Origin of the sequence: Nostoc sp. ATCC 53789 (genome assembly GCF_009873495.1) — a bacterium.
GTDB classification, from domain to species: domain Bacteria; phylum Cyanobacteriota; class Cyanobacteriia; order Cyanobacteriales; family Nostocaceae; genus Nostoc; species Nostoc muscorum_A.
The window spans coordinates 6,451,502-6,476,731 of record NZ_CP046703.1 but is presented as its reverse complement, the minus strand read 5'-3'; the positions used below and the strand labels follow the sequence as shown (position 1 = coordinate 6,476,731).

At 41.3% G+C, this 25,230-nt stretch carries 18 protein-coding genes and 1 tRNA gene; 9 read left to right on the top strand and 10 right to left on the bottom strand.

Translation table 11 applies throughout. The features are described 5' to 3' along the window. Positions 1-155: 155 nt before the first annotated feature. On the bottom strand, positions 156-632 hold the full coding sequence (lspA, locus tag GJB62_RS26790; protein ID WP_012407648.1) for a signal peptidase II: 477 nt from the start codon (positions 630-632) through the stop codon (positions 156-158). A 94-nt stretch (positions 633-726) separates the two neighbouring features. Next, positions 727-1,314, bottom strand: a complete 588-nt coding sequence (locus GJB62_RS26785) for a biotin transporter BioY (RefSeq protein WP_012407649.1) — start codon at positions 1,312-1,314, stop codon at positions 727-729. Between the two features lie 793 nt (positions 1,315-2,107). Here GJB62_RS26785 and pstS point away from each other — a divergent pair. The 4 genes from pstS (at position 2,108) to pstB (ending at position 6,148) form a co-directional block, all read left to right on the top strand. Further along, on the top strand, positions 2,108-3,289 hold the full coding sequence (gene pstS / locus GJB62_RS26780) for a phosphate ABC transporter substrate-binding protein PstS (RefSeq protein ID WP_114084559.1): 1,182 nt from the start codon (positions 2,108-2,110) through the stop codon (positions 3,287-3,289). Positions 3,290-3,432: 143 nt separating this feature from the next. After that, complete coding sequence (gene pstC / locus GJB62_RS26775) at positions 3,433-4,383, top strand: phosphate ABC transporter permease subunit PstC (RefSeq protein ID WP_114084558.1); 951 nt, start codon at positions 3,433-3,435, stop codon at positions 4,381-4,383. Between the two features lie 19 nt (positions 4,384-4,402). Next, a complete protein-coding gene (gene pstA / locus GJB62_RS26770) occupies positions 4,403-5,284 on the top strand; it encodes a phosphate ABC transporter permease PstA (RefSeq protein ID WP_114084557.1) in 882 nt (293 codons plus the stop codon). 57 nt (positions 5,285-5,341) lie between these two features. After that, on the top strand, positions 5,342-6,148 hold the full coding sequence (gene pstB / locus GJB62_RS26765; RefSeq protein WP_114084556.1) for a phosphate ABC transporter ATP-binding protein PstB: 807 nt from the start codon (positions 5,342-5,344) through the stop codon (positions 6,146-6,148). 291 nt (positions 6,149-6,439) lie between these two features. On the opposite strand, the gene GJB62_RS26755 is transcribed toward pstB, so the two are convergent. The 3 genes from GJB62_RS26755 to GJB62_RS26745 all read right to left on the bottom strand — a co-directional run bounded on the left by GJB62_RS26755 (position 6,440) and on the right by GJB62_RS26745 (position 11,365). After that, a tRNA-Gly gene (locus tag GJB62_RS26755) sits at positions 6,440-6,510 on the bottom strand. A 50-nt stretch (positions 6,511-6,560) separates the two neighbouring features. Next, the gene (locus tag GJB62_RS26750; protein ID WP_114084555.1) at positions 6,561-7,763 is read right to left on the bottom strand and encodes a hypothetical protein; all 1,203 of its coding nucleotides are present in this window, start codon (positions 7,761-7,763) and stop codon (positions 6,561-6,563) included. 68 nt (positions 7,764-7,831) lie between these two features. Further along, positions 7,832-11,365 (bottom strand): response regulator, encoded by a 3,534-nt coding sequence (locus GJB62_RS26745; RefSeq protein ID WP_114084554.1) that lies wholly within the window; start codon positions 11,363-11,365, stop codon positions 7,832-7,834. Positions 11,366-12,386: 1,021 nt separating this feature from the next. Between GJB62_RS26745 and GJB62_RS26740 the strand changes: the two genes are divergently transcribed. Together GJB62_RS26740 and GJB62_RS26735 are read left to right on the top strand one after the other, a co-directional pair. Next, positions 12,387-13,019: a GNAT family N-acetyltransferase gene (locus GJB62_RS26740; RefSeq protein WP_245246019.1), complete on the top strand. Its 633-nt coding sequence runs from the start codon at positions 12,387-12,389 to the stop codon at positions 13,017-13,019. 615 nt (positions 13,020-13,634) lie between these two features. Next, the gene (locus tag GJB62_RS26735; protein ID WP_114084552.1) at positions 13,635-14,189 is read left to right on the top strand and encodes a hypothetical protein; all 555 of its coding nucleotides are present in this window, start codon (positions 13,635-13,637) and stop codon (positions 14,187-14,189) included. An 8-nt stretch (positions 14,190-14,197) separates the two neighbouring features. Here the strand turns inward: GJB62_RS26735 and GJB62_RS26730 are convergent, their stop codons facing one another. The 4 genes from GJB62_RS26730 to GJB62_RS26715 form a co-directional block, all read right to left on the bottom strand. Beyond that, positions 14,198-15,343 (bottom strand): histidinol-phosphate transaminase, encoded by a 1,146-nt coding sequence (locus tag GJB62_RS26730; RefSeq protein WP_181852915.1) that lies wholly within the window; start codon positions 15,341-15,343, stop codon positions 14,198-14,200. Between the two features lie 120 nt (positions 15,344-15,463). Next, positions 15,464-16,099, bottom strand: a complete 636-nt coding sequence (locus GJB62_RS26725) for a YqiA/YcfP family alpha/beta fold hydrolase (RefSeq protein WP_114084550.1) — start codon at positions 16,097-16,099, stop codon at positions 15,464-15,466. A 98-nt stretch (positions 16,100-16,197) separates the two neighbouring features. Continuing rightward, complete coding sequence (gene gor / locus GJB62_RS26720; RefSeq protein ID WP_114084549.1) at positions 16,198-17,574, bottom strand: glutathione-disulfide reductase; 1,377 nt, start codon at positions 17,572-17,574, stop codon at positions 16,198-16,200. Positions 17,575-17,900: 326 nt separating this feature from the next. After that, entirely contained in the window at positions 17,901-19,493 is a 1,593-nt protein-coding gene (locus GJB62_RS26715; protein ID WP_159402589.1) for a FecR family protein, read from the bottom strand. 542 nt (positions 19,494-20,035) lie between these two features. Between GJB62_RS26715 and GJB62_RS26710 the strand changes: the two genes are divergently transcribed. Beyond that, positions 20,036-21,337, top strand: coding sequence for a hypothetical protein (locus GJB62_RS26710; RefSeq protein ID WP_114085908.1), 1,302 nt, complete (start codon positions 20,036-20,038; stop codon positions 21,335-21,337). Positions 21,338-21,399: 62 nt separating this feature from the next. Here GJB62_RS26710 and GJB62_RS26705 read toward each other — a convergent pair whose 3' ends face one another. After that, entirely contained in the window at positions 21,400-22,221 is an 822-nt protein-coding gene (locus tag GJB62_RS26705; protein ID WP_114085907.1) for a sulfurtransferase, read from the bottom strand. Positions 22,222-22,247: 26 nt separating this feature from the next. Here GJB62_RS26705 and GJB62_RS26700 point away from each other — a divergent pair, with 26 nt between their 5' ends. Beyond that, positions 22,248-23,171, top strand: a complete 924-nt coding sequence (locus GJB62_RS26700; protein WP_114085906.1) for an MnmC family methyltransferase — start codon at positions 22,248-22,250, stop codon at positions 23,169-23,171. 715 nt (positions 23,172-23,886) lie between these two features. Then, positions 23,887-25,116, top strand: a complete 1,230-nt coding sequence (locus GJB62_RS26695; RefSeq protein WP_114085905.1) for a two-component system response regulator — start codon at positions 23,887-23,889, stop codon at positions 25,114-25,116. Positions 25,117-25,230: the final 114 nt, after the last annotated feature.

Here is a 25,230-nt window from a genome sequence, read left to right as displayed (position 1 = left end):
CGCCTGTGCATCTTGACTTTCTGCACCAGTTATGAGAACTGGTGTAGGATATAAATTCAAATCTCTGGAACCCATAAATCAAGTCTTCGCATATAGGACTGAGCAATGGTTTCAGTAATTAATAGCCTGGGATTAATCATCCCAGGCTTAATAGTTTAATCCAACCTACCTGTTGAAGTTGGTGTTTTTTGGAAGGAAGCAATTAACAGAAAAACAATACCAATACTAATAAAAGAATCTGCCACATTAAATACAGGAAAGCTAATTAGGCGAAAATCAAGAAAATCAACGACATGGCCTAAAACAAAGCGATCAATACCGTTGCCCATAGCTCCACCTAAAATTAAGCCATAGCCCAACTGATCCCATAAATTTAATGTTGGGCCAAACAAAGCCAACGCTATCAATACCAAACTCACTCCTAAAGATAGCCAGCGCAACCACTCTACTTTCCCACTTAACAGACTAAAGGCGGCACCAGTGTTAGTAACATAGGTGAAGTGAAATATTCCAGTTAAGAGTGGTAGTGTTTGCCCCAAACTGAAGGTTTGTACCACCCAGTATTTTGTTATTTGGTCTAGGAAAAAAGCTATAAAGGCAGCAATCCAGAAAAGGCGGTTTTTTAAACGCATGAAACTAGGGGCTAGAGACTAAGGACTAAGGACTAAGGACTAGGGGATGAGAAAATTGTAAATTTCTTGCCCCTAGCCTCTAGCCCCTTGATGACTAATAAAACATTAAGTGACGCAATATATATGCTATTACAGTAACGGCACAGACCACACTTAATTGCCCTGGTAGTGCAAACCAAGAGTATCTGAGGATTGCTTGCATCAAAGGTAAATTTTCTGTGCCTTTCCACTGAAAAATATAGCTAATAATCAAATAACTAATACCGCATAGATGCAGAGTTAACAAGCCACAGATGCAACTAAAGGCGAGAGTTTCTAGTCGAGGTCTAGCTTTAAAGGCAACTAAGCCACAAATCCAAGCTCCAGGAATAAAGCCTAGTAAATAGCCAAACTGAGACAACTTAACATAACCAATACCACCTCCATCGGCAAATACAGGTAATAAAGTTAACCCCATCACTAAATAGGCAATTTGCGAGAGCGCACCGGCATTTTTGCCCCCTAAACAGCCCACTAACAGTACTGCGCCAATTTGAAAAGTGACACCTAAAGAAAAAGTCTGAATTCCGTGCTTACTCCAATTCCAAGGAAAGGTGATGCCATAAGCTTCTAAGAAGGTACCACCCATTGTCAGGAGTAAGCCAATCATAGACCATAGTAATTGATTGGAAGCAGCAAACATTTATCAGGCAACCAGGAAAAGGCAAAAGGGAAAACCAACAGCAACTAGGATGTTCATTAGTATTAAAATGAAATTTGTGCTGACACCTCTAAGAATTAGCATATTTTTTTTTGCCTTTTTGGTATGTAACTTTTCAGTTCTACTAATTATGACTTAGGTGTCTATAGCTGTAATTTTATTGACTGAAGCGTAGTCTGATTCTGGTATTTGACCTAATACGTGGTAAAGTTAGCAAAATTTAGTATTTAAACTAAGTTTTTAGATTCAGAGCCAATTTATGCTACAAATTGTTAAAGATAGTTCTTTAATTCACTTTTTTTAGCGATCTCTCCGCAGACTCTCCATAAAATAGGCAATTTATAGTTTTCCTTCTGCTTTATCTAAAATTAGTTCACTGTCTAAACTTAGATTGTTTAGTTATGACTTTAAGTCTGCTTAGACCTATAAGCAGCAATAACTTTCACAAAATTCTAAAATTTATTAAGCTTTAGATAATAACACAATTTGTCATTTTTTTATAGATTTTTTATCATTTGACCAAAAAGTGACGCTATCAATCAAGTTTTGCCAATTGCCAATATTTATGTAACCAAATTACTATGGTACTATTTATAACGTGTAACTAAAGCAGCAGTATAAATTTTATCAAGCAAAAGTAAAAACGAGTGTTTGTTCTTCATCAAAAAAAAACAAGCTTTTTTTGCTTTGTTAACCTATCCTTTACCTTTAGCTTAATCCTTTAGGGGTATTCTTAGAGGCGCTCACCTGAAAAGTTACCCAAACATTGATAGCGATGCCATCACCTTTTCGTGTAACAAAAATTCATCGCCTCACAGCTTCAGTTTCAGTGTTAGCACTGACAATCAGCCTAGCTGCATGTGGCGGACAGCAAAACCCAGAGAATACAGCCACAAAGGATACTCCTTCTGGCACTGCTACAGATACGACTGCCTCCAGTACAACCAAATTAGATTTAGGTGGAAATCTCAAGTTAAGCGGGGCTGGTGCGTCTTTTCCAGCACCACTATATGATACATGGTTTACTGATCTAAACAAAAAGTATCCAAATCTGCAAGTTGACTATGCCTCAGTTGGTAGCGGTGCCGGAGTTGAGCAATTTATCAAAGGGACTGTAGACTTTGGTGCCAGTGATGTTGCCATGAAGGATGAAGAAATCCAGAAGGTGCCAGCGGATAGGGGCGTTATTTTACTGCCTGTCACTGCTGGTAGCATCGTGCTAGCTTACAACTTGCCAGATGTTGCAGAACTTAAACTACCACGAGCCGTTTACGCTGATATTCTACTGGGCAAAATAACTTCTTGGGATGATCCCCAAATTGCCAAGGCTAACCCAGGTGCAAAGCTTCCTAAAGAGAAAATCACAGTAGTTTATCGTTCAGATGGTAGCGGAACAACAGGTGTGTTTACAAAACACCTCAGCGCTATTAGCCCGGAGTGGAAGACTAAAGTTGGTGAAGGCAAAACTGTCAACTGGCCTAGCGGAGTTGGTGCTAAAGGGAATGAGGGTGTTACCGCCCAAATCCAACAAACACAAGGTTCTATTGGTTATGTAGAATACGGCTATGCCAAACAAAATAGTCTTAAGTTTGCTGCTTTGGAAAACAAAAGTAGTAAGTTTATTGTACCTACTGAGGAGTCAGCCTCTAAAACTCTGGCATCAGTAACTCTACCGCCTGATCTCCGCGTCTTCATTTCTGATCCAGAAGGGGCCGATTCCTATCCCATCGTCACTTACACCTGGATTTTGGCTTACAAGAAATATCCCAATGCGGCAAAAGCTAAGGCAGTTGAAGCTGCGATCGAATACGCTTTAACTGAGGGACAAAAACAGGCTACAACATTAGGATATGTTCCTCTACCCCAAAACGTGATCGCAAAGGTGGCTGCGGCTGCTGATCAAATTAGTCCAGACTATAAAATCGCTGTTGGTAGTGGGACTAGCGCTAGCAAGTAGCTACAGTGAAGGCATGAGGCATTGCTAGACAATAATTTTTAAGCTGGTTATTAAACTAGTTTTAAAAGACGATGAGGCAACAATTTTGTTTAGATGGTTGCCTCCCATATCTTCCTCTGATTTAATTGTGAAAGTCGGTAGTCATGACTACAAATTCTCAAAATCTTTCATCAGCGACAAAAAATCGCTCTGATGTAGAAAAATCCCTAGATCGCGGTTTTATCTGGCTAACTAAAATTTTTGCCTTTGGGGTTGCTGCCACTTTATTATGGATCGGCTTACAGGTCGCAATTGCTTCTTGGCCTGCCATCCAAAAGTTTGGTGCTAGCTTTTTAGCTAACACCACTTGGAACCCAGTTAATGATAGCTACGGGGTGCTACCTCAAATTTATGGAACTCTCTTGAGTTCTTTTATCGGTTTACTGATAGCTGTACCGATTGGAGTAGGTACTGCTATTGTACTAAGCGAGGATTTTTTACCCGCAAAAGTGAAGTTGGTACTGGTTTTTGCAGTAGAACTGCTTGCAGCTATTCCCAGCGTTGTTTATGGCGTGTGGGGTATTTTTGTTTTAGTGCCTATCTTAACTAACTTGGGAAAATGGCTCAATAGTTACTTTGGCTGGATACCATTTTTTAGCACCCCCCCTACAGGGCCAGGAATGTTACCGGCGGGAGTCATATTAGCAATTATGACTTTGCCCATCATCACAGCCCTATCGCGTGATGCCTTGATTTCTATACCCCCCAGTTTGCGCCAAGCCGCCGTAGGACTAGGAGCAACCCGATGGGAAACTATATTACAAATACTTATTCCAGCAGCCTTTTCGGGGATAGTTAGCGCTGTGATGTTGGCACTCGGTCGGGCAATGGGAGAAACAATGGCTGTAACAATGTTGATTGGTAATTCCAACAACATTAGTATCTCCCTGTTAGCACCAGGCAATACAATTTCTTCTCTACTGGCGAATCAATTTTCCGAAGCTAGTGGTTTGCAAGTTTCGGCTTTAATGTACGCTGCTTTAGTTCTATTCTTCTTGACCTTGGTAGTTAATATCATGGCCGAGTTTATCGTTCTGAGAGTCAAGCGACTGTAGCTTAGTTTTGGGTTGAATTATGACTTCTAGTTTTCCAGAGCGCAGTCTAACTCGCGCTCCTATGTCTCAAAGGACACTGTTTAATACAGTAATGACAGTAGTTGCATTTATCTGTGGGATATTGGCACTTGTGCCTTTGCTAGCAGTACTTTCTTACGTCATTATTCAAGGCTTTAGCAGTTTGAGTCCCAGCCTCTTTTTTGAACTGCCACCCAAAGCTTTACAACAGGGAGGAGGCTTTGGTAATGCCATCTTGGGAACACTATTAATGGTAGGAATTGCTGCCCTGATTAGTATCCCATTTGGTGTTTTAGCGGCAATATATATCACAGAATTTAGTTCGGCGCAAGTAGCGAGATGGGTACGTTTTGCAGCTAACGTCTTGAGTGGAGTCCCGTCAATTATTGCTGGGGTATTTGCCTATGGCATTGTAGTTTTGACACTAGTAAAGTTAAACTTAGGATCATACTCTGCTTTAGGTGGAGGGTTTGCACTGGCAATTTTGATGTTGCCAATTATTGTCCGAACCACTGATGAAGCCTTGCAGTTAGTCTCGCAAGATTTGCGACAAGCATCTGTAGGGTTAGGGGCAACTAACTTTCAAACAGTAACACAAGTAGTTTTGCCAGCAGCTCTACCTGCGATTGTAACTGGGGCAACGCTAGCGATCGCCAGAGCATCTGGAGAAACCGCACCTTTACTATTTACTGCGCTATTTTCCAATTTTTGGCCCGATGGCTTATTCCAACCAACAGCTTCCCTTGCTGTTTTGGTTTACAAATATGCTATTTCTCCGTTTAAAAATTGGCAATCACTAGCTTGGGCGGCATCTTTGATTTTGGTATTGATGGTTCTAATCACAAGTATCATTGCTCGCTGGGCTACTCGCAAAAAAGCTTAGGGAAACGGCTTACACATAGCGGATTTGTATCGCTAAAACTAATACTTCACTTAATTTATGGCTACTAATATTAGCACAGTCAACGGTACTGAAACTGTTTTACGCACCGAAAACCTCAACGTTTACTACGGCAAGTTTTTAGCTTTGCAAAATATTTGGTTAGATATACCAAAAAATCAGGTTACAGCCTTTATCGGCCCTTCTGGTTGTGGTAAAAGCACATTGTTGCGTTGCTATAACCGCCTCAATGATTTGATTGAGTCATTTCGGGCAGAAGGTAAAATACTTTTTTACGATAAAAACTTGTATGCATCCGACATTGATCCTGTAGAAGTACGTCGGAGAATTGGGATGGTGTTTCAAAGACCAAACCCATTTCCCAAATCAATTTATGAGAATATTGCTTTTGGAGCCAAAATTAACGGCTACAAAGGTAACATGGATGAATTAGTAGAACGGAGTTTGCGACAAGCGGCTTTGTGGGATGAAGTTAAAGATAAGCTGCGGCAAAGCGGCTCGTCTTTATCGGGTGGACAACAACAAAGGTTATGTATTGCTCGTGCGATCGCAGTCCAACCTGAAATTATATTAATGGATGAACCTTGCTCGGCTCTCGACCCTATTTCCACCTTGCGGGTTGAAGAATTAATTCATCAGCTGAAAGAGCAATATACCATCGTTATTGTCACCCATAATATGCAGCAAGCAGCGCGGGTTTCTGATAAGACAGCCTTTTTTAATGTTAAAACTACGGAGTCAGGAGGTCGTAACGGCTACATGGTAGAGTACGACGCAACAGAACTAATTTTCAACAATCCTCAGCAGCAAGATACCAGAGATTACGTTAGCGGTAGATTTGGATAAATGACTGCACATTGTTGATATTAGAGCAATGAGGGATACTCGGAAATCAAAGCTGTGCGAGATTCCTCTAGTTTTATTGTTTATTCGCCAAAGTTAGCGTATGCATAGCCCGCAGCAGGCATAGCTTGATAGATTGTGGCTGTTTCTCGATCAAGAAAAGCAACAATTAAGCTGTTTAATACAAGATTTGCATTAATTGGGTGGGGTACGATACCCACTCCAAAATTTTTTAGTGAAAATAGTAGGTGTATTTACACCGTGCTGCACTAGCTGATTTTAAAGTTTTTTCTAAGCGGGCGGCGGGAATCGAACCCGCATTAATAGCTTGGAAGGCTATAGTTTTACCACTAAACTACGCCCGCAAATTTCCAACTTTATATATATAACACAGTTGTTGGAAAAATTCAAGCGTCTAATTGGAATTAGCAGGCTGGATTTTGATTCGTACAAACAAATTGCTCAAATCTGGTTTTGTGCCATCGTTGTTATGAGCGGCAAGAAAGTTTTCTGTCTTGAAAACATCATTGAGAACTCGTTCGTATGTGCTTTTTTGACTTTGTAGTATTGCAGGTTCTATTTCTAGAAGTACAGCCTGTTGAAAGTTGCCATTGCGATCAATTATTAAACTAACAAGCATTTGTGCTGGCTTAACTTCGGAATCGCCAGGTAGAAAACTTGAGTCTAGTTGTTTTGTGTTGCTTCCCGTGTATGAAGCGATAACGTCGGGTAGAGCATCTTGTCGAAATCCTCTTGTTTGTATGAACTTAATCATTTCATCTCTGAGCAAAGGGGCTACTATTGCTACCGATGCTCCCCCAGTAGGAGTTGGTGGAGTTTCCCTAGTTGAAGTCGGTGGAGTTTCCCTAGTAGGAGTGGTTGGAGTTTCTCTAGTCGAAGTCGGTGGAGTTTTTATATTTTCAGCTTCTGAAACTGGTGGAGTTGATGGAATACCTGTTGGTAGTGCCGTTCCCTTTCCCAGTTTGATTTCTTGACGGCGGTTCCAAGGTAGATTGCCGACTGGAATTGTAGATGTCGGTGTGGCTGTCGGTTTTGGCGTGGCTATCGCTTTCGGCGTAACTGTCGGTTTTGGCGTGGCTATCGCTTTCGGTGTAACTGTCGGTTTTGGCGTGGCTATCGCTTTCAGTGTAACTGTCGGTTTTGGCGTAGCTATCGGTTTTGGCGTAGCTATCGCTTTCGATGTAGATGTAGAAACTCTCTGTTGTCTATTAGGTTGAGAGGGGTAAATTCGACTCTTTTGCTGAAGATTATCAGCAGGATTTATTGCGCCAACAAAATCTTGATTTTTGGGCGTATTTCTTGCTGTTTTTGCTGGTGCTGGTACAGACTTTTGAGTTATGGATGCTGGCTTTGGCGAAACTCTTTTGACTGTTGATTTTGATTGAGGAGCAATATCTATCAATTCAATGGGAACAGCAGATTGAATTTGCTGAGGAAACCACAGACTAAAGGCATTAGATGAGCGCATCAGCCAGAACGCCAGCAAGTGCAGAGAGACTGAACCTATAACGACAGAAATCCACAAAGCTGGTGGATCGGTGTGTCGCCTCCAGACTTTGGTTGAAATTGGGGTTTTGTCTGCAACCGATGGTGTCATATTATATAAACTGGATATGATTAGGCACTCTTACTCATTGCTAATGCTTTAAAATACCAGTCTAAATTTTAGCGATTAACCATTACCTCTGGTGTAACAGCAAAGGTCAAAACTGTTTCATCTACTCCTTTAAGTTCTAGTGGACTACCTTTAGTAATTTCTTCTTCCTGCAAATAATCTGCCACGGCAGCAGAAACCAAGATAGTACCGGGAAGAGCGGCAGCTTGCAACCTGGCAGCAATATTCACACTTGGGCCAATAGCAGTATAGTCCGCACGTTCAGCACTACCAAACATCCCCACAACAGCCGTACCTTGATGAATACCACACCGAAACTGTACGCTAGTAAGTCTGTCACCATCGAATACACCTTGCTCTCGCCAGCGCTGGTTCAAGTCAGCCAGTGAGCGGTGCATTGCTCTTGCTGTATTGATGGCACGACGTACCTGTTCATTGGGGGTTAGTTCTTCCGGCGCTCCATATAAAGCTAAAATAGCATCTCCCATAAATTTATCTACAGTGCCGCCATTACCAAATACAACCTTGGTCATAGCTTCTAAATATTCATTTAGTAATTCTGCGACTCGTCGGGATCTGAGAGTATTTGATAGCTGTGTAAAACCCACGATGTCACTAAACAAAACTGTAATTAAGCGTGGTTCTGGGCGCAAATCTAATGTTAAATCTCCGGTTGCGGCTTTTTGCACCAATACAGCCGGTAAAAAGCGCTTTAATACTGATTCTGTTAGATAAGTATTTAACTCCACAATTCGTCGTTCATTTTCTTTTAATGCTAAAAGATTCCGAACTTCCGCCAAAAGTTCCCGATCGTTGAATGGTTTTGCTAAATAAGCATCCGCCCCATGTTCTGTACCTTCGATGCGGGTTTCTTCGTCAACTTTCGCTGTCAGTAGAATGATGGGCGTTCCTTTCAGCTTTTCCTCATTGCGGATCATCTGAATCATCTCAAGTCCGCTCACCAAAGGCATCATTAAGTCAGTCACAATCAAGCTGGGTATAATTTCCTTAGCTACACTGTGCCCTTCATAACCGTTACGGGCTGTGCATACATGATAACCATTACGGCGGAAAATTTCAGATACATAAGTTCGCAAATCCGGGTTGTCATCTACAACTAAAATTGAGTGCTGAGTCTTAAGTGCTGAGTCTTGAGTATCAATATTAGGAGAGAAGTTTATTGTAATATCTTCAATATTGTCTGTTGTTGACTCTACCAGTTCTAAATCAGCCAATTCTACGCTAGCGCGGCTTGTGTTCACTTCGGCAGGGGTTTCTAGTACTTGCTGTACAGGTAAATGAGCATTTCCAGTCACAAGCCATAAACTAAATGTAGTACCTTGGCCGTAAACTGATTCCACAGTAACGTGGCCACCATGCAATTCTACCAATTCTTTAACTAAGGCTAAACCCAAACCACTGCCTTCATAGGAACGGTTTGCTGAACCTTCAGCTTGGCGGAAGCGCTCAAATAGGTGGGGAATTTGTTCTTTAACAATGCCAATTCCCGTATCTTGTACTTGTAATATGCAACGATCTTGTTCAGATTTTAGTCTGACGCTGATCGTGCCACCTTCGGGGGTAAACTTCATGGCATTTGACAAAAGGTTATAAACCACCTTGTCGAATTTTTCCATGTCCAAGTACACCGGAGAACATTCATTTAACTGGGTGGCGAGATGCAGTCTCTTCTTCTCACAGTAGGGACGAAAAGATTCCACAATTTGGCTGACAAATTCGACTAAATCGCAGGGATGGAAACTAGGCTGCATTCTCCCCGCATCTAGGCGTTGTAAATCCAGGAGTTGATTTACTAATCGTAGCAAGCGCCGGGAGTTACGCAGGGCGATCGCACTTTGGGAGTAAGATAATCCTTCACCAGCCGCCACCGCCGACTCTAAAGGCCCTTGAATCAAGGTGATCGGTGTGCGGAACTCATGGGAGATATTTTGGAAAAATTCGGTTTTTTGTTTATCTAGCTCCAGTAAGCGTTCAGCTTGTTGGCGAGTTTTTTGATACAGGTGTGATTGTTGCACAGCGATCGCTGCTTGGGCTGCTACTGCTTTCGCTAAATCGATATCAGATGGCAGCCACTGGCGTACTTTTTTACCTTCATGCAAAGTAATACTACCAATACATTTACCATCAGCCAATAATGGTACAAACATTAGCGATCGCGCTGGCATTTTTAACGGCAAATTAAAACCCTGTATATCTGAGGGAGAATGACTCACATTCCCAATTACCACAGGTTCATGTGTCTGTAGCATTTGTTGGAGAATGGGATTCTCTTGTATAGATGATTGAGAATAGGGTAATCTCTGGGCTGATAGATGGTTATTGTCTTGGGTTGGCGATGCCTGTGGCGAGCTGTGCCTACGTAAACTTTCCAAATGTTGAAAACTATCATACAAGGCAACACACTCGACAAACTCATCTTCTTCTGTCCACAAAGAGAGGACGCAACCATCGACTTGTAAGGCTTGTCCAAGTTGTTGAGTAATAGCCGCAAAGATATCTTGGGGGTCTAGACTAGAGCGAATCGCGCTAGTAATCGTATTAATTAAACTCTCTCGCTTGGCAAGGGCACGTACTTGTTCGTAAGCATAAGCTTGAGACAAAGCTAAGGCTGCCTGATCCGCTACCATCAACACTAGCTGCACCTCATCCTCTCCCCAGAAGCGGGGCACAGAACACTGGTGTAGTGCCAGCACTGCCATCAGTTCTTGTTGGCAAATCAATGGCACAACTAAACTAGAACAAATATTAGCCGCAGCAAAAGCTTCCCCACGTTGGCGCAGTTCGGGAGTATTACCGTGAATACGTTCATCATCGGTTATATCGTGAATCACCTGGACTTCGCGGGTTTCCCACACCGTCTGAGCCAAAACAGTCAGAGGGGTAGAGGGGGAGAGGGACACGGCAGAAGAATTATCTGCTTGCACCTCTGCTGGTGTATGTTCCCCTGCTTCTTCTGCAAGAGCTTTCTGATAAATAAATCCTTTATCCGTCAACTGCTCATCTTGGAAGGGACGTAATAGACAGACATCCACCTCCAACATGTGACCCACTGTATCTACAATCGCCTGCAAAATTTGTCTGTAGTCTAAAGCACTACGAATCGTATTTGTGACAGTATTCAGCAGCGACTCTTGTCGGAGTGTGCGTGTAAGTTCGCGGGTGCGGGCTTTGAGGACATTGTGAGTATCCAAAGCTTGGCGTACTACAGCTTTAAGTTCCTCAGCTTCCCACGGTTTGGTGACATATTTAAAGACCTTACCAGCGTTGATTGCTTCCACCAAGTCTTCGACATCGGTGTAGCCAGTTAAAATAATTCGGATAATATCTGGATATTGAGTTGCTGTCAGGCTCAAAAATTCTGTACCGCTCATCATCGGCATTCGCTGATCGGAGATGATCACCGCGACCTCTCCCTCTTGAGCCAGCAGATCGAGGGCCGCAGGGCCAGAGGTTGCCCTTAGCACCTTATAGTCGCGATAAAAGGTGCGGTAAAGCAAGTCAAGGTTGTCTGGCTCATCATCGACAACCAAAATTTTAGGCTTACTGTTTGCTTGGGATTTCATGCACCGCTTTCCTGCTGCAACGGCAGTCGGATAAAGAATAATCTGATCAGGGAAGGATTTTTCTGAGTCAGGTAAGAGCAGAGCATTTCCACCAATAAGGCTCTTTGGCTACATGACTGCTGAGTGTAGGAGCGTTTACTCACGGTAATTCGTTTCAATTGCTTATACCTATTACCGTTTGCTTTAGTGCAGTGTAATTGCTTTCATAGTCAGTTATAGGGTTATAGAGTCGATCCTTGCTAGTCAAATCTTCTTTCACCTCCTGCGAGCAATGTCTAATACTACATACAGCACTCATAGCTAGCTGAAAAATCCAGATGAAGCTGCATATTAAGTTTTCCCTCCGCAGCAGTTGTACTAACACTTGCACGTAAATTTTATTTATGGTAGTCATGGTAGAGTCAGCAAAATTAAAACAATAAGATTTAAAACCAAAGTATACTATTAGACAAATACCTCTTTCTAATTTAGCAATCAGAACTATCATTAAGACAAGTGGTATTGGTGAATAAGTCAGGGATAGGAATCTGCAATATTCCTGCGTAGCATCTGTACAGCCTGTTTCTATTACTTAGCAGCAAAGTCTTGTTAGTGTAGCGTCAATTGCATAAATAAGTTCAGTATTACACCTAAAGATGGTTTACAACTAAAGTTTGTTGTTAGTGTACTTACTTAACAATTTTATAGGTAATGCCTACAGGTAAGTTATGCTATACATCTACCCATTAACCTAAATCTGTACGATTTACAGATGTTTTTGTGGTAAACAGACTGATATACTCCCTATCTCAAGCAAGGGATGCATCTAATCCTACTGAACTTAAGATTCTAGCTTTATGAAGCTGTAACTTCTAAGACTCTTTCAAAAAGACGGACTATAAAGCCCCAAACTAAAGTGTAAAACTTTGTATGCTTATAAGCAAAAGCAAATGAGCAGTCTTAGGTCAGTTCAATCTACTGGGAATATATAAAGTTTTTATGCGGTTAAAAGGGTGTTTGAGGATATTTGAGAAAATTTTCGTTGAATAAAATCAATACTAAACTAGCCTTGAAATATCGGTCTTTTCATCCATACCAGCAACAGCCAATCGATCCAGCTTGCTGCGAATTTCAGATTCGTACAGCTACACCTACTGATTTGATCGGTGTTTCCCAAATTATTGCTGAAAGCTTTCACTCCCAAAAAGGTATGTGGGGATGGGCTTTTCCATTGCTACGTCTGGGTATTTACGAAGACTTAAGGCATCGGATGACATCACCTCCACCCCGTCATGTTTGTTTAGTCGCCTTAGAAGCTAACAATGGTGGGGCTAATAACTTAGTAGGAAGTGTGGAACTGGGTGTACGTTACAGCGATTCGTGGGGCCAGGCTGGCATAGGTTTTCCTTACTTATCTAATTTAGCGGTTCACCCAAAATACCGTAGACAAGGCGTGGCTTCAGAGTTACTGACTAGCTGTGAAAAAGTTTCCCGCGAATGGGGATTTCAAGACTTATATCTTCACGTTTTGGAAAATAATCATCAGGCAAGGCAACTTTATTTTAAGGTGGGATATCGGGTACATAAAGTGGAATCGAATTGGAATACATTTTTATTAGGACGCTCAAGCCAGATGTTATTGCACAAGCATCTGAGTGCTAATTTCAGTATCTGAATTTTTGTAAATTTTTATTTTCTAATTAGTTTGGAGAAAATCTATCACCAATATCGGCAACCAAAGTATAAATTAACCTAATTAAAAAATTAGCCAATGTTAGCTAAATAGGTTGATATGTATAGCTTTAGATAATTGGTTTAAGTAGATTTTCTCGAGATTTTTCGTGGATATTTTTATTAATTTATTTTAATAAAAATATAAGATTGAAAAAATTTACCCAAATAATTAAGTGTTACAATTTGTCTGTTTTAACTTGTCATTAAATAACAACTATTTTAGAGTATTTTATATAGATAGAATAAATGGATTACAATAGAATTTAGCTGTACAAATACCTTATTAAATAAGCGATTCCTCATAATAACTTTGTAATTAAGATATTCATCTTTATAAAAACTTTAATAAAACACTCTCTAAATTTGGGGACAAATCTGGTTATATCCCATAAAATATGATCACTCAATTACTAAGCAATGTGTATTTATTACTATCTTAGTGAAATTGACCAAAAGACTCTTGATAATAAAAGAATTCAAAAATCTGATTTGACATCAAAGTTAGTTACTTTTTGAAGTGCATACTACTACCAAATTCGTTGAAAGTTTAAAAAACATGGATAGCGAACAGCATCGACGCTATCAAATCTCTATGGTATCAACTTATTACCCTAAAACTAGTTTCCTTGACTCTGTTGTCATGCCAGATGGAACTGAGCAATCTCAAGGCTCGGATATCCTTACACGTTTACACAGTGGAGAAGTTTTCATCGTCAATAGTCGTAGACGGAATGGATTAATTCTCTTTAAACGCTACCATGCAGAGTTTGCTGGGCCTGGGGCTGCTGTGGGTGGGGATTACGACTGTGATTGCCAAAGGGCACTGCCCATAGGTAATCTGTCTTTATTAACTCCCGATTCTAATGAAGAACGGCAGAAAGCTTACTTGATTAGGCGGCAGTGGATTCGATTGATCAAACAAATTACAGAAAATCCAATACCTGGGCAGCGAGTTCAGAAAATTCTCGATCAATTTGAACAATACTTTCCACCAGAAATAGTGGCTCTTTTACCGGATGTTGCTTTTGCTCTTTTGGTAGGTGTGCTGCCACAAACGGTAGGATTAGTACGTCGTTTGGGCAGTGAGATGGATAGCCGATTTAATTATTGAGTGAATTGCTAAAATTCCAAATCGGCTATTGCTGCTTGGACTCTCGTAACCGTGCGGGCGTTTTCTTCTATTGTCCCAACAGTAATTCGCAATCCTCCGCTAATGTGTCGTACAAGAGTGCCGAGTTTTCTAAGTTTCTGGTGGAAAGTTTTTAGCACAGCATCTTGTGAATTTAAGCCATTGGGTTTAAGGCGTAGGTAAATAAAATTAGCAGAGCTTGCGGTAATTTGTAGTTCTGGTTGTTGGGATAAAATTTCGATGAGTTTGGATCGTTCACTCAAGGTTTGGGGAATGGACTCTAGTAAGAGGGTGCGGTTTTGTAAAGCAACTAATGCTGCTGCTATGGAAAAGCTGGGAAGATTGTAAGGTAAGCGAACTTTTTCTAAAATGGCGATCGCTTCGGGATGAGCGACGCAATAACCAACACGGAGAGATGCCAATCGGAAAGCTTTAGAAAAAGTGCGTAATATTACCCAGTTGGGGTGCTGCGCTAATTCACCTACTAGGGTAGTTTGACTGAATTCAAAGTAAGCTTCATCAATTACTACCAAGATATGTTCGCTCAGACTTCTTAACCATGCCAACTCTGCCGTAGTTAAGCTATTGGCAGTCGGCGAATTGGGATGTACTACGAAAACTACGCGAATGGGGGGATTTTGAGTTTGTTCGATCGCAGACTGTGCGGCTTTTAAGTCAATTTCAAAATTTGTTTCGTTTCTACCCACCGTTACGACAGGAATTCCCAAAGTTTGTGCCAAAATTCCGTACATAGAGAAAGTAGGATTGGCAACGAGAATTGAACCTTCTTTTCCTAAACAAGTCGCAATTAATAAAGAGCGGATTAGTTCATCAGAACCATTTCCAACAGAAATATTGGCAGCAGTATTGGATAGTGGGAGGGCGGCTGATTCATTGACGTATTCTGCGATCGCATCCTTAAGAGTTTCATGTCCACCATCAGGATAACGATTTGTTTCAATTACTTGCTGATATGTCCAGGCTAGCTTCTCTTTTAACTCAGGTGGTAAATCGTAGGGGCTTTCATTTGTATCCAGGCGATCAAACTGTGTGGGGACAGAATCGGCTGTATCACTGCTGGGATGGGGTTTATAGGCGGTAAATTGGGCTAAATCTGACCGGATGAAGGGAAGCATAATTTTAGTCATTAGTCATTAGTCATTGGTCATTTGTCATTTGTCATTTGTCGTTAGTAATTAAACAAAGGACAAATGACTAAGGACATTAGTTATATGAGAGTCTAATATTTTATAACCTCAAGGTAAATGGCAAAAGAGACGAATTGCCTGCCAAATTTCTTCCATAACATCACCCAAGGCATGGTCACTGTCGAGTTCGACTAACTCCACCCAAGAACGGCAACGCGCAAAGTCTCGACTAGCTTCGATGGGAATAACTTCATCATTTTTTCCATGCAAAATTAGGGTGGGAATAGAACGTTGCAAAAATTTTCCTTGGTATTGGGCAGCATCTATAACGAAATCGTAACTTAAAGGAATTGATCGCTCCTCTGCATAGTGGTAGACCATGATATATTTTTCTTGCTGCCAACGCTGTACTTCTTCATCGCCTAGCTTGGGCAACCAATGGGATAAAAATCCAAAAGCTGGTGCTAGCAGCACAAGGCGTTCTACTTGTAAATATTGCTGTCCTAAGTGTGCGGCGGTCAAACCACCTAAACTTGAGCCAATCAGGGTTACTGGTGTAGAATCATTACTAAATTCTGCGGCAACTTGAGCGATCTGACGAGTGATTGTTAACTGCGAAAAATCGCCAGCATTGAGATCGGGGATTTTAAGCTTTGTTTGAATTTTGGCAAAGCGATCGCCTATATCCCGCGCTTTGGCAGAATTAGGACTGGAAGCGAAACCGTGAAGATATATATATTGCAAAGCTGTAAATAGTTAGGAGTTAGGGCTAATAAGTTAAGAATTTTAAGTTATGAGTTTTTTTATTCAACTTATAACTCTTAACTCCTAACTCTTTCTTATTACCGCATTGTGACAAATTCTTCGGCTGAGGAGGGATGGATACCAACAGTTGCATCAAAGTCTTTTTTAGTTGCACCCATCTTCACAGCGATCGCTACACCTTGGATAATCTCAGCTGAACTATCGCCCACCATGTGAGCGCCTAGCACTTTGTCAGTGTTGCTATCAACCACCAACTTCATCATTGTCTTCTCTTGCTTCCCAGGCAAACTATAGTACATGGGGCGAAAGCGAGTGCGAAAAATTGTTACACCATCACCGAGTTTTTCACGTGCTTCGGCTTCTGTCAAGCCTACTGTTGCGGCTTCTGGGTTAGAAAATATGGCTGTGGGAACAGTTTCGTGACTGAATTCGCGGCGATTATTGCCAAACTCACTATCAGCAAAAGCTCGTCCTTCACCAATGGCGACGGGAGTTAAATTGATTCGGTCAGTAACATCGCCAACGGCAAAGATATTCGGTTGATTAGTTTGACTATATTTATTGACTGCGATCGCACTTGTGGTCGGATATCCAGGCCCTTCGATAGAACTAGCGACAACATCAACTCCAGCGTTTTCTAAACCTAGTCCATCTACATTGGGAGTTCGACCAGTCGCCACTAAAAATACGTCCGCGATTATTGGTTCTTGGTCTTGCCCAGATAAAGTAAGTTTAAACCCTTCCCCCACACGTTCAACTGTTTTTACCACATTATTCTTAATCAGCCGAATTCCGTGGTTTGTCATCCCCTCTTCAATTTCTGTGCGGACATCTTCATCAAACCCATTCAAAATCTTTTCACCTCTGGTAATTTGTGTCACTTCAGAACCCAAACCGCGCATAATACAGGCAAATTCTGTGCCGATATAACCAGCGCCAAGAATGACGATGTGTTTTGGTTGTTCTTTTAGATGAAAGATTTCGTTAGAGGTAATGCCATATTCCATCCCTGGTAAATCTGGTTTGATAGGACGACCGCCAACAGCAATTAAAATTTTGTCTGCTGTCACTTTGCGTCCATCAACTTCTACGGTGTGAGAGTCTAGCAATGTGGCGCGACCGGAAAATAGTTCTACTCCGGCTTTTTCTAAGAAGTTTATGTGTAGTTGCGATAGTCGCCGAACTTCCTTATCTATAGATGTAATGAAATATTCCCAATCCAACTCAGCATTACCGACTTTCCAACCATAGCCTGAAGCTTCATTAAATAGTGCGGGAAAGTGAGAAGCATAGACCATAAGTTTTTTGGGAACGCAACCGCGAATCACACAAGTCCCACCAACTAAATCATATTCAGCGATCGCCACTTTTGCCCCATAGCTAGCCGCCCGTTTGGAAGCCGCCAAGCCTCCAGAACCCGCACCAATTACAAATAGGTCGTAATCAAAAGTCATAAATTTATGTTCTCTCTAGCAAAAAGTTAGTTACTGGGAACTTACACACAGAATGTCATTGAACTATATAAGGATATCCGGTGAACCCTGTGTAAGTCCTATCCTTGATTTAATCTAGCGTTAGCAGATGTTCTCTGGTCGTAGGGAATATCACTTTTTGCTTTGGTTGCTGTAGAGTCAGTCACTAAAATTGTTCTTGCTTAGGTGTCGGTTATAAGTCTGTGCTACTGCATTGGAGCAGCTAAGTTGTACAGGACTTACGCAAAATTATGATAAAAAGAACCGCGTTTGCAGAGAGTCTTGTACCCCGGATTAGCAGTTTTGTTTTATGTGCTTGGAGAGCCATTTGGGGTTACAGGTGTTGTCTCTGTCGGAGTTGGGGTTACAGGTGTTGTCTCTGTCGGGGTTGGGGTTACAGGTGTTGTCTCTGTCGGGGTTGGGGTTACAGGTGTTGTCTCTGTCGGAGTCGGGGTTACAGGTGTTGTCTCTATTGGAGTCGGGGTTACAGGTGTTGTCTCTGTTGGAGTCGGGGTTACAGGTGTTGTCTCTATTGGAGTCGGGGTTACAGGTGTTGTCTCTATTGGAGTCGGGGTTACAGGTGTTGTCTCTGTTGGAGTCGGGGTTACAGGTGTTGTCTCTGTTGGGGTTGGGGTTACAGGTGTTGTCTCTATTGGAGTCGGGGTTACAGGTGTTGTCTCTGTTGGAGTCGGGGTTACAGGTGTTGTCTCTGTTGGAGTCGGGGTTACAGGTGTTGTCTCTGTCGGGGTTGGGGTTACAGGTGTTGTCTCTATTGGAGTCGGGGTTACAGGTGTTGTCTCTGTCGGGGTTGGGGTTACAGGTGTTGTCTCTATTGGAGTCGGGGTTAAAGGTGTTGTCTCTATTGGGGTTGGGGTTACAGGTGTAGTTGAAGTGTCAGGTTTTGTTGTAGTTGAAGTGTCAGGTTTTGTTGTAGTTGAAGTGTCAGGTTTTGTTGTAGTTGAAGTGTCAGGTTTTGTTGTAGTTGAAGTGTCAGGTTTTGTTGTAGCTGAAGTGTTAGGTTTTGTTGTAGTTGAGGTGTTAGGTTTTGTTGTAGCTGAAGTGTCAGGTTTTGTTGTAGCTGAGGTATCAGGTTTTGTTGTAGCTGAGGTATCAGGTTTTGTTGTAGCTGAGGTATCAGGTGTAGGAGTTAGTTGCACAAAAGAGGGATTTTCAATTACTCCCTCACCTTTTATCGGTGGCTGTGCTTTCAAAGCCGCAGCAGTTTCGGCTTGAACACTGGTGATTGCAGGATCAGGCGTAGGCACAGGACTTTGCCTGTTCAAATCAAGTTCCCGAACTAGTTGGCTCGTTTCATAAAAATTTCTCAGATCAAAATCATATAACCTTTCAAACTTTCCTTTAACTATAATCACCATTTGCCCTGCTTCTAGCACCTTAGTTTCAGAAGCTTCTTTGTTAGAAACTTCAATGCCACTATTTGTTAGCGCACCCACAATCGTGGTGTCTGTTTGTTGGTTGTAGCGTACAAATAATGCTGAACCACGAATTGCTGCTGCTGCATTTGGTGTTTGTATACGTGTTTGCCCCTGTCCTGGTGGGATGAGTAGCAAGACAGTCCCATTTGAAAGTTTAAAGTCACGTGTCTTCGGCAAAAATTGAAATAACGCCTGTTCTCCAACTCGTGCCAGAGAGCCATCATTGAAACGCAAATCTGCTAGGGAAGCTCGACCAGTTGCCACCCCGTCCCCAGGAGTCATTGCGTCTAATTTACGTGCAGGACGTTTCTTTAGCTTATCTTTGGGTATCAGTTGTACTATGTTGCGGAGATCCTGAATCTCTGCTCGCGTTAGAGGAGTTATGGCACTTACCCTATTTGGCAAAGGCAGTACTATAACTCCCCATAAACCAATCACCAATAGTGGAAATGATTTATAAAACATAGTTTGATAATGTGTGAACTTCAACTAATACCAAAAAACTTAAAGATTAAAACTGCTGATAGTTGTTGTAACGATTTATTTATTAAAATTATCTTTGTTTTTAGTCTAAGTCTAAATTTGATAGACAAAAATGAACCATTTGTTTAGTTTATTTAAGTTTTTATCCTTAAGTTGACATTATATACAATAAAGCCTGCTGCGAATTTCAAAGTTAGTACTTGATATCAATAATTAAATGAAAAAAACCTTACATATTATCGATTCCCATCAGATCAATTACAGGGACAAGAAGTTGTTAGGGATGTGTTGTGAAGTAACTCTAGGACGATATTTCACTAAAATTGAGCAGAATGGCTCGTACCGGATTATCTCAGATTTGCAAAAAAATCTAAGATGATCCGAAAATCAGCAATATCAGTTTGTAGTTTCAGTATATACTTACAAGGTTAAGATAAATGCACTCAATTGTATTTTCTGAGTCGGAACTTCTGATACAGCTTGTGGGTCTACATTGGCCAAATGCGATCAACGCAATCTAACAGATGCGACTCAAAAACTGGAAGAATTTGTTTTTTTGTATCTTGTTAGCGTCCAGTGGTGGAAGCTGGTGTTGCATTAGAGTAGATGCGGCAGAATCTGCAAATACAGGGATTTGGCGTTCTAAAAATTTAGCAAGCACACAGGTAACTGATCAGCTATGTCAGAAGTTTCAGCAGAGAGTAATTAACTCTTTGTGCCAGCAGTCGAGTGAGTCACAAACTTTAGATTCCCAGATACCGTTAAATCTGGCACAGCAAACACCCGCAACTACACAAACAGATCAAGACCCAACTGAAGAATTTAGGAATACTCAAAAGCAAAATGACCCGCCACCCCTAGAATCGCAGCCAAGTGTTTTGCCTACATCTCCTTCAGATTCAAAAGAGGAACTATTAAATACACCTGATATAAATTATTCTCAAAGACTAGAGAGGCTAATAGAGCTTCTACGATCGCCAAAATCATCTCCTGAGCCTGATAGCGATCGCGAATTGGGGTTACGCATACGGTTACGACCCCTAGAATTGCCTCCTCTTCCACCGATAGAACAACCCGTACCTAAGTTTAAACCCATAGGTTATCTACAGGGTCGTGTCGGTTACTTCCAAACGACTAATATTTTCTCCTCAGATGATAGTCCCATAGAAGATGGTTTAATTATTTCTGGACTGACCCTAACCTCTGCATATTTACCTTTGGGATCTAAGACTTTTTTAAACGGCTCAATAGATGGCAATCTCATTCGTTATATAAATCAGTCACAATACCATTACAACCAGCTAAGATTCAATCTCAGTGTTTACCAGCAGCTATCCCAGCGAATGTATGGAGAACTCAGTTGGAGCAATCAACAGCTATTTTATGCTAATAGCAGCGATCGCCTGGATAGCTTCAAAGCAGGCGATCGCTTTTTAAATGAGAATTCTCTACAACTATCTTTGGGACGGCGAGATCCATTAACTCCAAAATTAACGCTAGACACCTTTTATGAATTAAGTATAAATTTTGCTGACCCCCAAAGTCGCGATCGGATAATAAATTCTTTTTGGGTGTCTCTGAACTACTACTTGCAAGAACCTCTCCAGGTTGGTATTGACTATCAGGTGAACTTCTCAGACTTTACACAGCGCGATCGAGAAGACCAATTCCATCGGATATTTGGGCACTTAAATTACCGAATATCCGATACCACATATATGAATGTACAGGCTGGAATGAGTTTAGGCAGTTCAACCGCCGAAAACATTGATTTTGATGGCTGGTTCTTCAGTATTAATTACTATTTGCAATTAGGTCGGTTTTGAAATTAGTCCTTTGTCAAAAAACAATGACCAATGACAAATGACAAATGACCAATGACAAATGACTATAAATAAGAAATCCAATCACTCCAGCTACCAGCATAAAGTTTACCTTTGTTGATGCCAGCTAATTCTAAAGAAAGTAAATTTACGCAAGCAGTAACACCAGAACCGCAATAAACCAAGATTTCTTCGGCTGTTTCTAGCTGTTCCCACCGACGGCGTTGTTCCTCTTGAGGAAGTAGGTAGCCGGAAGAGTCTGTAATTTCTTGCCAAGGATAGTTGACTGCACCAGGAATATGTCCGGCAATTTTATCAATTGGCTCTCGTTCACCTCGATAGCGATCGCCTTCTCTCGAATCTACCAATACTACCTTGTCAATATCTTTCCGGGTTTTCACTACATTAATATCCACCACTTTTTCTGGTTGTAGTTCAGCTACAAACGTACCGATCTGAGGTTGAGGAACGACATCCGTAACTGGATAACCAGCTTTTTGCCATCCAGTAAAGCCTCCATCTAGTACCGCAACTTGCTCATGTCCGAGATAGCGTAACAGCCACCATAAACGAGATGCAAAAGCAAAACGCGAATCATCATAAGCTACCACCAGAGTTTTTTGGTAATTTACCCCAATTGCTGCAAATTTGTTAGCAATATCATTGGGTTCAGGTAAAGGATGTCTCCCGCCATGCTTACCCACTGGACTGGAAAGATCCTGATTTAAATCTAGGTAATATGACCCTTTAATATGGCTTGTTTGGTACTGTTGTTGTCCTAGTTGTGGATCGGCTAAAGAAAAGCGACAATCAACAATAACAACTTGCGGATCTTCTAGATGTTCAAATAGCCAAGCTGGTGAAATAACAAATTGGTTATTGGGCATTGGTCATTATTCAGTTTTTTTGTAAGATGTCAGACTTAGAAAATTTTACACCTAAGCTCACAGCAGATGGTTCTTTCACCTTTGTCTCTGACGATTTTGGTGAATCCTTTCATAGCTATTATGGAGCGAAGCAGGAGAGTTTTTTCAAGTTTGTGGAACCTACTCAACTGGCTACAGTTGCTCAAAAACCAGTTTTGCGACTATTGGATATTTGTTATGGTCTAGGATACAACACAGCTGCTGCTTTGCAGACAATTTGGGCAGTTAATCCCAGTTGTTTTGTTGAAGTAATCGGTTTAGAACTGAATCCGGCAGTGCCACAAGGTGCGATCGCTCATCACTTGTTCAACAATTGGAACTGTAACTATATTGAAATCTTGTCCCAGCTAGCTTTTGAGCATCAAGTGCAAACAGATCGTCTGAAAGCAAAGCTACTAATTGGTGATGCTAGAACTACGATCGCGCTAGTACATCAGTCGGATTTCTCGGCAGATGCAATTTTCCTCGATCCCTTTTCGCCACCACAGTGTCCCCAATTATGGACTGTTGAATTTATAAAACAACTCTCATTGTGTCTACATCAAGATGGTTTATTAGCCACCTATTCTTGTTCTGCTGCTGTACGCACAGCACTTTTGTCTGCTGGTTTAGCGATCGCTTCTACCCCACCCGTAGGCAGGCGATCGCCTGGTACTGTGGCAGCACATTCTGCAAGTAATGAGTCTCAAAACCGCTCAATACTTACTCCCCTCTCGCAAGTCGAAAAAGAACACTTACTAACCCGTGCTGCTATTCCCTATCGCGATCCTGGATTGAGCGATTCAACCGAAGTCATAATGATGCGGCGACAACAAGAGCAACAAGCTTCTTCACTCGAACCTACCTCACGTTGGCAAAAAAGGTGGCTATTGGGAACACAAGGCAGGGATTTTATGGGAAGTAATTTGTAGTTGCGATAGTTACGATGGTTATGCCTAAGCAATTGCAAGCTATTTCTTCAGCCCTTAATTTTTAAAACATCCTCTAAGGTCGACTTTATCCAAAATTAAGAATTCGGTTTTCTTTATCCAACAAAAACCTTGGCTTTTTGGCAAACACTCTTTCCGCATCACAAATTATCGATTAACTTAAAAAAGTAAAACGACAGTTCCACAGAGGTTTCAACGATAGCGTTCGTGCAACTACTCCGCAGAAGTATCGCATTGCGAAAAAAATGGATAAAGTCGAGCTTAGAGCCAAATAAATTTAATTTATGATAGTATATAATTTTACAGTTTTTTCAGCAGTCTTTGGGTATTGCAATAACTGAGTAAGTAAAAATATGTATACTTAATCATTACTATAAGACTTCTAACTAAAAACCCTCAAATTTGATATAAAGTAACCAAATACAGTACTTTTTGGCGCTATTTTTATTTAAAAATATCCGTGAAAAGCCTGATTTAACAATTGTGAAAATTTATCATACTGGAATTAGAAGCAAAAAATTTGACAATAAGACATTCATTGTTCATAAGATAAAATATACATGCTGCGAAAAAGTCAGATAGGCAGCTTGAAATAATGCATAATCCCTATGAAAACTCTAGCTCAGATACATTCAGATATTAAATTTATTTTTCAAATCTGACACTGTTAACTTGTGCAAAAACTTGGAGTGCCTTTGTGATTCAATGGAAATCCAACCATACAGACTTTACAGAACAAATTGTTAGTGAGTCAAACCCCATTAGCACAGTAAAGAGTATTGGTTCAAATCATGTTGTAGGATCGCAGAATAATGTGGAGGCTTATTCTTTAGGCTTATCTCAGGAAGACCTGATGCTTGAAGATAGCCAAGCAGTATCTTCTTGGATAAAATCTGATATTAATTGTGGTGATGATTCATTGGTCTCTAGAACACTACAAGTCAAAGGTTCTAAAGTGAATGGGTTTGATTTAGATCCGCCGAAGGTTTTAGTAGTTGACGATCATGCCGCCAGTCGGATGACTGCTGTTGCCCTCTTGGGGATGGAAGGATACGAAGTCATTGAGGCAGACAGAGGTTCTACTGTTGTAGGATTGGTAACTCAAAAACAACCAGATTTGATTTTGCTGGATGTGATGATGCCAGGAATGGATGGATTTGAAGTTTGCCAATTGCTGAAACAGGATGAGCAGACTAGGCTAATCCCAGTGATTTTTATTACAGCGTTAAATGACAGGCGATCGCGCATTCGGGGAATTGAAGTTGGGGCAGATGATTTTCTCACCAAACCTTTTGATCGTGTAGAGTTGGCGGCACGTGTGAAGTCCTTGGTACGGCAGAAGCGTCTGAACGAAGATTTAGACCATGCCGAACAAGTATTATTTTCCATTGCTATGTCGATTGAAAGCCGCGATCCTAATACAGGCAACCATTGTGAACGACTGGTAAAACTAGGACAACTTTTTGGTGAATACCTCAACCTCTCACGCTACCAAATTCGAGATTTGATGTGGGGTGGTTATCTCCACGATATCGGTAAGGTGGGTATTCCCGATGCCGTGCTGCTGAAAAAAGAACAACTCACCGCCAAAGATTGGGAGATCATGAAGCAGCACGTTTTGATTGGGGAAAAAATCTGCCAGCCACTACGCAGTATGCGGGGTGTAATTCCTATTATTCGTCATCACCATGAACGCTGGGATGGTTCAGGCTACCCTGATGCACTCAAGGGGGATGATATTCCCTATCTGGCACAAGTATTTCAATTAATTGATATTTATGATGCTTTAAGTAGTGAACGACCTTACAAAATAGCTTATACCACAGAAGAAGCACTTTCAGTGATGCTAGAAGAAGCTAATTCTGGTTGGCGTAATCCCAAACTAATGCAGCAATTTGCACAGTTTATTCGATGCTGTCAGGAATAGGGGTATTTGTAGCTACCCTAATGAGCAAAAATTGGTATAATCCTGACTCATTGTATATTTCAGTCTTCTATGATTAGCTTGGTATGATTTGAGCCTACATCTTAAAGTACCAAC

Bases quoted from the DNA above. Each gene is read 5' to 3' on its own strand.
- pstS (WP_114084559.1), top strand. From the start codon at position 2,108: ATGCCATCACCTTTTCGTGTAACAAAAATTCATCGCCTCACAGCTTCA.
- GJB62_RS26705 (WP_114085907.1), bottom strand. From the start codon at position 22,221: ATGCCCAATAACCAATTTGTTATTTCACCAGCTTGGCTATTTGAACAT.
- pstC (WP_114084558.1), top strand. From the start codon at position 3,433: ATGACTACAAATTCTCAAAATCTTTCATCAGCGACAAAAAATCGCTCT.
- GJB62_RS26785 (WP_012407649.1), bottom strand. From the start codon at position 1,314: ATGTTTGCTGCTTCCAATCAATTACTATGGTCTATGATTGGCTTACTC.
- pstB (WP_114084556.1), top strand. From the start codon at position 5,342: ATGGCTACTAATATTAGCACAGTCAACGGTACTGAAACTGTTTTACGC.
- GJB62_RS26700 (WP_114085906.1), top strand. From the start codon at position 22,248: ATGTCAGACTTAGAAAATTTTACACCTAAGCTCACAGCAGATGGTTCT.
- GJB62_RS26710 (WP_114085908.1), top strand. From the start codon at position 20,036: ATGCGACTCAAAAACTGGAAGAATTTGTTTTTTTGTATCTTGTTAGCG.
- GJB62_RS26715 (WP_159402589.1), bottom strand. From the start codon at position 19,493: ATGTTTTATAAATCATTTCCACTATTGGTGATTGGTTTATGGGGAGTT.
- pstA (WP_114084557.1), top strand. From the start codon at position 4,403: ATGACTTCTAGTTTTCCAGAGCGCAGTCTAACTCGCGCTCCTATGTCT.
- GJB62_RS26750 (WP_114084555.1), bottom strand. From the start codon at position 7,763: ATGACACCATCGGTTGCAGACAAAACCCCAATTTCAACCAAAGTCTGG.
- GJB62_RS26735 (WP_114084552.1), top strand. From the start codon at position 13,635: ATGGATAGCGAACAGCATCGACGCTATCAAATCTCTATGGTATCAACT.
- GJB62_RS26745 (WP_114084554.1), bottom strand. From the start codon at position 11,365: ATGAAATCCCAAGCAAACAGTAAGCCTAAAATTTTGGTTGTCGATGAT.
- lspA (WP_012407648.1), bottom strand. From the start codon at position 632: ATGCGTTTAAAAAACCGCCTTTTCTGGATTGCTGCCTTTATAGCTTTT.
- GJB62_RS26730 (WP_181852915.1), bottom strand. From the start codon at position 15,343: ATGCTTCCCTTCATCCGGTCAGATTTAGCCCAATTTACCGCCTATAAA.
- gor (WP_114084549.1), bottom strand. From the start codon at position 17,574: ATGACTTTTGATTACGACCTATTTGTAATTGGTGCGGGTTCTGGAGGC.